This window comes from Variovorax sp. SG517, assembly GCF_013376045.1.
GTDB lineage: Bacteria > Pseudomonadota > Gammaproteobacteria > Burkholderiales > Burkholderiaceae_C > Variovorax.
In genome coordinates this window covers 146,247-156,067 of sequence record NZ_JABMJG010000014.1, presented here as the reverse complement: position 1 = coordinate 156,067, position 9,821 = coordinate 146,247, and the positions used below count along the sequence as shown (strand labels likewise).

The 9,821-nt window shown below is 68.1% G+C and carries 9 protein-coding genes and 1 pseudogene; 4 read left to right on the top strand and 6 right to left on the bottom strand.

From position 1 onward, the window contains the following. The 4 genes and pseudogenes from FHT32_RS35195 to groL all read left to right on the top strand — a co-directional run. Positions 1-156 (top strand): annotated as a pseudogene (locus tag FHT32_RS35195) (citrate transporter); the annotation flags it as partial. Positions 157-348: 192 nt separating this feature from the next. After that, positions 349-1,011, top strand: coding sequence for an isoprenylcysteine carboxylmethyltransferase family protein (locus FHT32_RS32190; RefSeq protein ID WP_218088511.1), 663 nt, complete (start codon positions 349-351; stop codon positions 1,009-1,011). Between the two features lie 283 nt (positions 1,012-1,294). Further along, a complete protein-coding gene (locus FHT32_RS32185; RefSeq protein ID WP_007835162.1) occupies positions 1,295-1,585 on the top strand; it encodes a co-chaperone GroES in 291 nt (96 codons plus the stop codon). 31 nt (positions 1,586-1,616) lie between these two features. Next, on the top strand, positions 1,617-3,269 hold the full coding sequence (groL, locus tag FHT32_RS32180; RefSeq protein ID WP_093196550.1) for a chaperonin GroEL: 1,653 nt from the start codon (positions 1,617-1,619) through the stop codon (positions 3,267-3,269). A 161-nt stretch (positions 3,270-3,430) separates the two neighbouring features. On the opposite strand, the gene xylB is transcribed toward groL, so the two are convergent. The 6 genes from xylB to dalD are packed head-to-tail and all read right to left on the bottom strand — an operon-like array spanning position 3,431 to position 9,755. Continuing rightward, the gene (gene xylB / locus FHT32_RS32175; RefSeq protein WP_176668605.1) at positions 3,431-4,897 is read right to left on the bottom strand and encodes a xylulokinase; all 1,467 of its coding nucleotides are present in this window, start codon (positions 4,895-4,897) and stop codon (positions 3,431-3,433) included. Between the two features lie 28 nt (positions 4,898-4,925). Further along, positions 4,926-5,882, bottom strand: coding sequence for an AraC family transcriptional regulator (locus FHT32_RS32170; RefSeq protein ID WP_176668604.1), 957 nt, complete (start codon positions 5,880-5,882; stop codon positions 4,926-4,928). A gap of 14 nt (positions 5,883-5,896) precedes the next feature. Then, a complete protein-coding gene (locus FHT32_RS32165; RefSeq protein WP_176668603.1) occupies positions 5,897-6,871 on the bottom strand; it encodes a carbohydrate kinase in 975 nt (324 codons plus the stop codon). 17 nt (positions 6,872-6,888) lie between these two features. Further along, a complete protein-coding gene (locus FHT32_RS32160) occupies positions 6,889-7,560 on the bottom strand; it encodes a transaldolase family protein (protein ID WP_176668602.1) in 672 nt (223 codons plus the stop codon). Between the two features lie 6 nt (positions 7,561-7,566). After that, on the bottom strand, positions 7,567-8,355 hold the full coding sequence (locus tag FHT32_RS32155; RefSeq protein ID WP_176668601.1) for an L-iditol 2-dehydrogenase: 789 nt from the start codon (positions 8,353-8,355) through the stop codon (positions 7,567-7,569). Further along, complete coding sequence (gene dalD, locus FHT32_RS32150) at positions 8,352-9,755, bottom strand: D-arabinitol 4-dehydrogenase (RefSeq protein ID WP_176668615.1); 1,404 nt, start codon at positions 9,753-9,755, stop codon at positions 8,352-8,354. The genes FHT32_RS32155 and dalD overlap by 4 nt, the downstream gene beginning before the upstream one ends. Positions 9,756-9,821 lie beyond the last annotated feature (66 nt).

Below are 9,821 nucleotides of genomic sequence, written 5' to 3'. Positions count from 1 at the left end.
AGCGTAGGCGGCTTCGGCTGCGTGCTGGGCTCGCTGGCCAACCTGATCGCGCTGCGGCTGGCGAAACTGCCGAACGGGCTGAGCGAGTTCCATCGAATCAGCATTCCGTTTCTGCTGGTGTGCGCAGCCTCGGCGCTGCTGCTGCGGCTGGGGTGACAGCGGTGGCGGGCGGACAATTACTTCCTCCCCGCCCCTTTTCACGCAAGAGCCGGCCACGGCCTCCGGGAAACATCATTCCCACCAGCACTGGCGGGGGCTACTCGAAGCAGTGCCCGGAGATGGCGAAGGCCGTGTCAAAGTCGCCAAACCATGGAAGCACCCAAGGAACCGCCATCGATCTCACCCCGCATGGCGATCGCCTACGCGATCGGGTCGCCCCTGGCGTTGCTCGCGCTCGTCTTCCTGCCTGCAGGCTCGATCGGCTGGCGCCCAGGATGGGTGTTCCTCGCAGTGCTGGTGCTTGGTTTCGGCGTCTCGGCGATGGTGCTCGCGCGGGTCAATCCGCTGATCTATCGCGCGCGCAGCCGCATCCAGCCGGGCACCAAGGGGTGGGACAAGGCGTTGCTCGCGGTCATCCTTCCCGCGATGGTGGCCATCCTCCCCGTGGCGGCACTCGATGCCGGGCGCCATCACTGGTCGGAGGTCCCTGTTTGGCTCATGGTGCTGGGCTACATCGCGCTGCTCGGCGGGATCGCCCTGACCGCGTGGGCACAGGCCGTGAATCGGTTCTTCGAGCCTGGCGTGCGCATCCAGTCCGAACGCCAGCAGCGCGTGATCGACGCAGGGCCCTATCGGTTCGTTCGCCACCCGGGCTATGCCGCAGCGCTTGCGCTGTTCTTCGGCATGGCGCTTGCGCTGGGCTCCTTCTGGGCGCTCGCCCCCGCGGCGCTCGCTTCGGCCGTCCTGGTCTTGCGGACCTCCTGGGAAGATCGCCTGCTGCAGGCCGAGCTTTACGGGTACGCGGACTATGTCCATCGTGTCCGCTGGAGGTTGGTTCCCGGGCTCTGGTGACGGCAGGGCTGTCCATCGACCTCCTTGCGCTCAGTTTTACCCGGATTTAATTTCCGATTGGCGTTCTGGCGCGGTCATCGATGCCAGGTGCCGCCTCCCAGCGGACCCACAGCCCTACCGACAACCCCACCCGCATCCTTGAAACGTCATCGATTGCCCTTATGATTAGCACTCGCTGCTGATGAGTGCTAACAACGGCCTCGCTTCCAGTCGATGGGCTGCCGGTCCCCGGTCCGGCACCCGACCACAAACCCGTTTCTTATCCATACATCCAGGAGATGCAATGAAACTTCGTCCTTTGGCCGATCGCGTGATCGTCAAGCGTGTTGACAGCGAAACCAAGACCGCATCGGGCATCGTGATCCCCGACGCAGCCGCCGAGAAGCCCGATCAGGGTGAAGTCCTGGCCGTGGGCCCGGGCAAGCGCAACGACAAGGGCGAACTGGCCGCTCTGACCGTGAAGGTCGGCGACCGCGTCCTGTTCGGCAAGTACAGCGGCCAGACCGTCAAGGTCGGCGGCGACGAGCTGCTCGTCATGAAGGAAGACGACCTGTTCGCAGTCGTCGAGAAGTAATTCAACAGATCCCCATTCGGAGTAATAGAACATGGCAGCAAAAGACGTAGTCTTCGGCGGCGAAGCCCGCGCACGCATGGTCGAGGGTGTGAACATCCTGGCCAACGCAGTCAAGGTGACCCTGGGCCCCAAGGGCCGCAACGTGGTGCTCGAGCGCTCGTTCGGCGCCCCCACCGTCACGAAGGACGGCGTGTCGGTCGCCAAGGAAATCGAACTGAAGGACAAGCTCCAGAACATGGGCGCCCAGCTCGTGAAGGAAGTGGCCTCCAAGACCAGCGACAACGCCGGTGACGGCACCACCACCGCGACCGTGCTGGCTCAAGCCATCGTTCGCGAAGGCTTCAAGTACGTGGCCGCCGGCATCAACCCGATGGACCTGAAGCGCGGCATCGACAAGGCCGTGTCGGCCCTGGTCGAAGAGCTGAAGAAGGCCTCGAAGCCCACCACCACGTCGAAGGAAATCGCTCAAGTCGGCTCGATCTCGGCCAACAGCGATGAAACCATCGGCAAGCTCATCGCCGACGCGATGGACAAGGTCGGCAAGGAAGGCGTGATCACCGTGGAAGACGGCAAGTCGCTCGAAAGCGAACTCGACGTCGTCGAAGGCATGCAGTTCGACCGCGGCTACCTGTCGCCTTACTTCATCAACAACCCCGAGAAGCAATCGGCGCTGCTCGACAACCCCTTCGTGCTGCTGTTCGACAAGAAGATCAGCAACATCCGCGACCTGCTCCCCACGCTGGAACAAGTCGCCAAGGCTGGCCGTCCGCTGCTGATCATTGCCGAAGAAGTCGAGGGCGAAGCCCTGGCTACGCTGGTGGTGAACACGATCCGCGGCATCCTGAAGGTCGTGGCCGTCAAGGCTCCTGGCTTCGGCGACCGCCGCAAGGCCATGCTGGAAGACATCGCCATCCTGACGGGCGGCAAGGTCATCGCTGAAGAAGTGGGCCTGACGCTCGAGAAGGTGACGCTGGCCGACCTGGGCCAGGCCAAGCGCATCGAAGTGGGCAAGGAAAACACCATCATCATCGACGGCGCCGGCGCTGCTGCCGACATCGAAGCCCGCGTGAAGCAAGTGCGCGTGCAGATCGAAGAAGCCACGAGCGACTACGACCGTGAAAAGCTGCAAGAGCGCGTGGCCAAGCTGGCCGGCGGTGTTGCCGTGATCAAGGTTGGCGCTGCCACCGAAGTCGAAATGAAGGAAAAGAAGGCTCGCGTCGAAGACGCCCTGCACGCCACCCGCGCTGCAGTGGAAGAAGGCGTGGTTGCCGGCGGCGGCGTGGCTCTGCTGCGTGCCAAGCAAGCCGTGGGCGACAAGGTCAAGGGCGACAACGCCGACCAGGACGCCGGCATCAAGCTGGTGCTGAAGGCCATCGAAGCTCCCCTGCGCGAAATCGTGAACAACGCCGGCGGCGAAGCCTCGGTGGTGGTGAACGCGGTTCTGGCCGGCAAGGGCAACTACGGTTTCAATGCCGCCAACGACACGTACGGCGACATGCTCGAGCTGGGCATCCTGGACCCGACGAAGGTCACCCGCACCGCACTGCAGAACGCCGCTTCGGTGTCCTCGCTGCTGCTGACGACCGAAGCCATGGTGGCTGACGCTCCGAAGGACGACGCTCCTGCCGGCGGCGGCATGCCCGACATGGGCGGCATGGGTGGCATGGGCGGCATGGGCATGTAATTGCTCGCCCCCAGGCTGCGCGGCACCTCGTGTCCGCTACGCCTACCCCCTACCGGGGGCGACACCTGCGGACCGGCGAAGCCGGATCCGCGGTGTCCCGCGAAATGAAAAAAAGCCCGTCTGCGACGGGCTTTTTTTCATGGTCGTGGAGATTGTGCCGGTTACTGGACCTGGTCTCGCAGGGACTTGTACAGCGTCTGAAAGCGCGTGTGCCTCGTCCTGTGCCCCTCGGCGCCTTCGGTCGAAGGCGCCAACTTCTGCTTCACCGGCGGCAGCGTGCACACCTCGGCCACCTCGCCGCCATCCGCCAGCCAGGCCAGCCGTGCCGCACCCAGCGCGCCGCCCGTCTCGCTGCCGGCATACAGCGTGAGCGGCACGCCGAAGATGTCGGCGAGCAGTTGCCCCCACCACACGCTGCGCGCGCCGCCGCCGACCAGCGCCATCTCGCGCATCGGCATGTCTTGCGGCAGCCGCAGGGTGTCGAAGCCGTCGCGCAGGCCGAAGCTCACGCCCTCGACCACGGCATAGGCGATCTCCTCCGCACCGTGCGCATGCGTGAGCCCGAACAGCACGCCCTGCGCGTTCGGGTTGTTGTGCGGCGATCGCTCGCCCGAGAGGTACGGAAGGAAGAGCGGGCAGCGTTCGCGCTGCGCCAGCGGAACGCCTGCGGCGGCTTCGAGCAGCGCTGCCTCGTCGGCGAACCTGAAAGTCTTCGCGGCCCAGCTCACCGCGCTGGCGGCCGAGAGCATCACCGACATCTGGTGCCAGCGCTTCGGCAGCGCATGGCAGAAGGCGTGCATCGCCTGCGCGGGGTTGGGCAGGAAGCGGTCGGTCGAAACGAACACCACGCCCGATGTACCGAGCGAGACGAAACCCTGCCCCGGCTCGACCAGCCCCATGCCGACGGCGCTGGCAGCGTTGTCGCCCGCCCCGCCGGCGATCTTGACGCCATCGCGCAGGCCCCATCGCTCGGCCAGTTCGGGCTTGAGCTGTGCCGACACCTCGCTGCCCTCGACCAGCCTCGGCATGTGCGCGCGCGTCAGCCCCGTGGCAGCGAGAAGTTCGTCGGACCAGTCGCGCGCGCCCACGTCGAGCCACAGCGTGCCCGCCGCATCCGACATCTCGCTGACGGTCTCGCCGCTGAGCATGAAGCGCAGCCAGTCCTTCGGCAGCAGCACGCGCGCGACGCGGCCGAAGACCTCGGGCTCGTGCTCGCGCACCCACAGCAGCTTGGGCGCGGTGAAGCCGGGCATCGCGAGGTTGCCCGCGATCTCGCCGAGCCTGGGTACTGCGCGCGCGAGCGCCTCGCATTGCGCGCCGCTGCGGCCGTCGCTCCACAGGATCGCGGGGCGCAGCACCTCGCCTGCTTCGTCGATCAGCGTGGCACCGTGCATCTGGCCCGAAAGGCCGATGGCGCGAACCGCAGCGAGTTCTTCGGGGTGCGACTTGCCGAGCGCGCGCATCACCTCCTCGAGCGCCTGCCACCACTGCTGCGGCGCCTGCTCCGACCACAGCGGCTGCGGCCTTTTGACGGTGAGCGGCGCGCGGGTCACGCCCACGATGCGATGGTCGTCGGCGAGCAAGAGCGCCTTGAGCTCGGACGTGCCGAGGTCGAGTCCCAGATACAAGATGAGCCCCCTGGTTTTGTGTCGGTGCTTAGGAAGAGATGCCGCTGCCGAAGCGCGTGTCGGCCTGCTTCCTGAACTCGCTCGGCGTCATGCCCTTGATCTCCAGGAAGCGCCGGTTGAAGTTCGCCACGTTGTTGAAACCCACCTGGTAGCAGATGTCGGTCACGTAGTGGTCGGTCTGCATCAGCAGGTGGCAGGCGCTGTTGATGCGCACGCGGTTGACGAAGTCGGTGAAGCTGTTGCCGGTGGAGCGCCTGAAGAAGCGGCTGAAGCGGCTCTCGCTCATGCCCAGCTCGGCCGCCACGTCCGACATCGAGATCGGCTCGGCCATGTTGTTGGTGATGCGGTTGACGATGCCGTTGATCTGGTCGACCTGCGCGTCGCCGTCGGCGCCCTGCGCCCCCTGCATCTGCACGCTCGACAGCAGCCGGTAGTCGGTGCATTGCGCGAGGTCGGCCATGAAGTCGAAGAAGAGGCCCAGGCGGCGCACGCCGCGCGCGGCCTTGATGCGGTCCCAGTGCGACTGCGCCTGCTGCGACATGCCGAAGAACTCGATGCCGTGGCGCGCCCGCTCCAGCAGCTGCATCACCTCGCGCAGCTCGGGAATCTGCTCGGCCGCATGCTCGATGGGCTCGTGGCGGAACTGGATCACGCGGTCGCGCCCCGCCGCGCCGCCCTCGGGCACGTCGAGCGAGATCCAGTTGTGCGGCAGCCGCGGCCCGCACAGCACCAGGTGCCCGGGCTGGAAGGGCCCGATCCAGTCGCCGATGAAGGCCTTGCCCGATGTCTCGGTGATCAGGTGAAGCTCGTAGTCCTCATGGAAGTGCCACCGCACCAGCGGGCTCGGGAAGCCGTGGGCGAGGCAGCGCACCACGCCGGTTTCTTCGGGGGCCTCGTAGCCCAGCGAGGGAGATCGCGCGAAGTCGCGCTCCAGTTCGGGCTGGCGCTGGCGGGGAATCGAGCGCTTGCGAGTGGACGTCGTCATGATGGCAGCACGGCTCAGGGCCGGGAAGCAGCAGCAACAGCGGTATTTTGTGCCTTTGCCAGCGCGGCGTGAACCGCCTCCAGCGTCGGTGGATCGGCACCCTCGCGGGTGCAGTTGAGGGCGGCGGCGGTGGCGGCGAAACCCATCACGGCCTTCCAGTCTTCGTCGGTCAACCCGTCGAGCTGACCGGGCTGCTCGATGCCGTGCGAGAGCAGCGCCACCGACAGCCCGGCCGTGAAGGTGTCGCCCGCGCCGATGGTGTCGACCACGGTGACGCGCGGCGCCGCCACGCTCAGCGGCGCACGACCGGTGCGCCAGAGCGTTGCGCCGTCGCCGCCGCGCGTGACGATCACGGCGCGCGCGCCGGCCTTCAGGCACTCGGCGGCCAGCGCATCGACGGGCTGGCCGGGCGCGAGCAGCGCCGCGTCCTCGTCGCTGAGCTTGACCAGGTCGGCCATGCCGAACCAGCCGTTCACGCGTTCGCGATAGGCGACCATGTCGGTGATGAGGCTGGGCCGCACGTTCGGGTCGAACACGATCACGCGCTGCCCGCGGTTCGCCGCCACCAGGTCGGCGATGCGCGTGGCGGCCGGGTCCTGCAGCAGCGAGATCGAGCCAAAGTGCAGGAAGCGGCACTCCGCCGGCAGCTGTGGCAGCGGCTCGGGCGCCCAGGTGGCGTCGGCGCTGCCTTGCGTATAGAAGGCGTAGCGGTTGGTCTGCGGCGTGCGCTCGACAAAGGCCAGCGTCGAAGGCGCGTTGCTGCGCAGGATGAAGCTGGTGTCCACGCCGTTGCGCTGCAGGAAGCCCATCAGCCGCTCGCCGAACAGGTCGGTCGAAAGCTGCGTGAGAAAGCCGGTCGGCTGGCCGAGCCGCGCGCAGGCCACGGCCGTGTTGAGCGGCGAGCCGCCCTCGTGCCCCAGGAATGCCAGGTTGCCAGCCTCGCTGGCGGTGAAATCGATGAGGGCTTCGCCCGTGAGTGCTATGCGCATGATGGCTGGATTCTGGATCAGGGCAGGTCGCGCGCGTCGGCCAGGAAGCCGCTTTCCGCGGCCAGCGTGGCAGGATGATCGAGCAGCTCGGAAAACAGGCGCGGCGGGATGGTGATCGCGCCCACGCCGATCTTCAGCAGCGAAAGATACGCCTCGCGCGAGCGGATGCTGGCCACCAGCAGCCGCGTGCCCGATGAAGGCCGCTGCGCCACCAGCGCCTGCATCTGCGCGATCAGCCCCAGCCCGTCGGCGCCGGAGTCTTCCAGCCGGCCCAGGTACGGCGCGGCATAGGCGGCGCCCAGCTGTGCCGCGAAGTGCGCCTGCTCGGGCGCGTAAACCGCCGTCCAGGTGACCGGCACGCCCTGCGCGATGAGCCGCGCGCCGGCCGTGAAGCCCTGGCGCGTGGCCGGGATCTTCACCACCAGCTGGCCGGGCGCGAAGTGCGCGAGCAGCGCCTGCGCGTCCTCCAGCATGCCCTCTGCATCCTGCGAATAGACCTGCGCCTGCACTTGTCTGGCGCCCAGCTCGATGCAGCGGCGCAGCAGGCCGGGCACGCCGGCACGGCCGATGCCGGCGCGCTTGAGCAGCGTGGGGTTGGTCGTCACGCCGTGCACCACCGGGTGCGGCAGGCAGGCCTGCAGCTCGGCCATGTCGGCGCTGTCGAGGTACAGGTGGAAGTCGTGGTTCATCGGGTCTCAGCTCATGACGTTGCCGCCGTCGACGTTGAGGGTCTGCGCCGTGATGTAGCGCGCCTCGTCGCTGGCGAGGAACACCGCCGCCCCGGCGATGTCGTCCGGCACGCCCATGCGTCCGAGCGGCACCGCCAGGCCGACCTGCCGCTTCTTCTCTCCAGGCGGCAGTCCTTCGGCTTTGGCGAACAGGCTGTCGACATGGTCCCACATCGGCGTGTCGACCACACCGGGGGCGATGCCGTTGACGCGGATGCCGTGCGGCGCCATGGCCAGCGCGGCGCTCTGGGTGTAGCTGATGACGGCCGCCTTGGTCGCGCAGTAGTGCGACACCAGCGCCTCGCCGCGCCGCCCGGCCTGCGAGGCCATGTTGATGACCGACGCGCCCTGCGTGCCGGCCTCCACCATGTGGCGCAGCACCGCCTGCATCACGAAGAACATGCCCTTCACGTTGACGGCGAAGAGCCGGTCGAACGAGGCCTCGTCGCTGTCGAGCAGCGGCGCGAGGTCGAACACCGCCGCGTTGTTGAAGAGCGTGTGGATCGGCCCGAAGGCGACCTGCGCCTCGGCCAGCATGTGGGCGATGGCCTGCGTGTCGGTCACGTCGGCCGCGATGTAGGCGAGGCTCTCGGGGTGGCGCTGCTGCAGCGCGCGCACCGCCTCGGGGGCGGCGGGTGCGCGGTCTATCACCGTGCAGCGCGCGCCCTCGGCGATGCAGGCCGCGGCCACGGCCAGGCCGATGCCGCCGCCAGCGCCGGTCAGCAGCACGTGCCGGTCCTGCAGGCGGGCACTCATGGCTTGCGCTCCGAAGCTTTCTGCACGAAGCGCACGACGCGCCCGCTGGCACGGCGCACGGCGTCGATCAGGCGAGCGTCGCCCGCGATGTTGCCCCACAGCCCCACGTCGGAACACAACGCGACGATCGGGTCGGCCGCCTCGCAGATCGCGTGTGCCACGGCCTCGTCCATACCCTGGTCCTGGTAGACATAGGGCAGCGCGCCCTTGTGCCAGCGCTGCAGGAAGGCCAGGAACAGCGCGGGCAGCATCGCCACGCTCTCGATGGGCTGGCCGGCCGCTAGGCGCTCGCGCACCGTCGGCGCGATGAAGCCCGGAATCTTCGAGAAGCCGTCCGCCGCCACGCGCTGATTGGTGTCGCGGATGGCGGGGTTGCCGAAGCGGTCGAGCACCACGTCGCGGTACGCCGCGAGGTCGATGGGGCTGGGAGTCAGGCAGGGAATGACGTCGTCGGTGACGTAGTCGAAGGCCATCTTGCGGATGGCCGCGTCGTGCGTGCCCTCGTGGATGAAGCCGAGCCCCACGAGCGTTCCCGCCCAGGCAATGCAGCTGTGCGTGGCGTTGAGGATGCGGATCTTCGCCTCTTCATACGGCTGCACCGACTCGACCAGCTCCACGCCCACGCGGCCCCAGTCGGGCCGGCCGGCCGCGAAGTCGTCCTCGATCACCCACTGGATGAAGCTCTCGCCGGTGATGGCGGCTGCGTCGTCGCGCCCGGTGGCGGCCTTCACGCGCGCGCGCAGCTCGGGCGGCGGGCGCGGCGTGATGCGGTCGACCATCGCGTTCGGGCAGCGCGTGTTCGCGTTCACCCAGGCCAGCAGGTCGGCGTCGCCCGCCAGTTCGATGAACTCCAGCAGCCCGGCGCGGAAGCGGTCGCCGTTGTGGCGCAGGTTGTCGCAGTTCAGCAGCGTGAGCGGGCCGGCGTTCGCGGCCTTGCGCGCGCGCAGGATGGCGCAGACGGCGCCGTAGATGGTCACGCCCTTGCCCTCGGTCTCGCCGCTTTCGCCGCGGCGCGCACGCTCCACGTCGGCCGCGAGGTCGGGGAACGACAGGTCGAGCCGGCCCTTGTCGTCGAGGTAGTAGCCGGCCTCGGTCACGGTGAAGGACACGATGCGCGTCGAGGGCGCCGCGCCGCGCGCGATCACGCCGGCGAGCGAGCGCTCCCAGGGCAGCACCTCGCGGATCGCGGAGATCTCTTCGTAGCGGTACTCGCCTGCGGGCGAGACGGTCTCGAGCGTGTAGCGCCCGCCCTGCGCCTCGAGCGCGGCGACGACCTCGGCCATGTCCGGCCGGATGTTGGCGCCCGAGAGCGACCAGCGGGTGTCGCCCGCGTCGATCAGCCGCTGCAGGTACACGGCCTGGTGGGCACGGTGGAAAGAGCCCAGGCCGAGATGAAGCACCGTGAACTCGGAAAGAGCCGGTGGAGTTTGCGCAATGGTCACGAGAAGGTCCGTTGAAAAGACGGT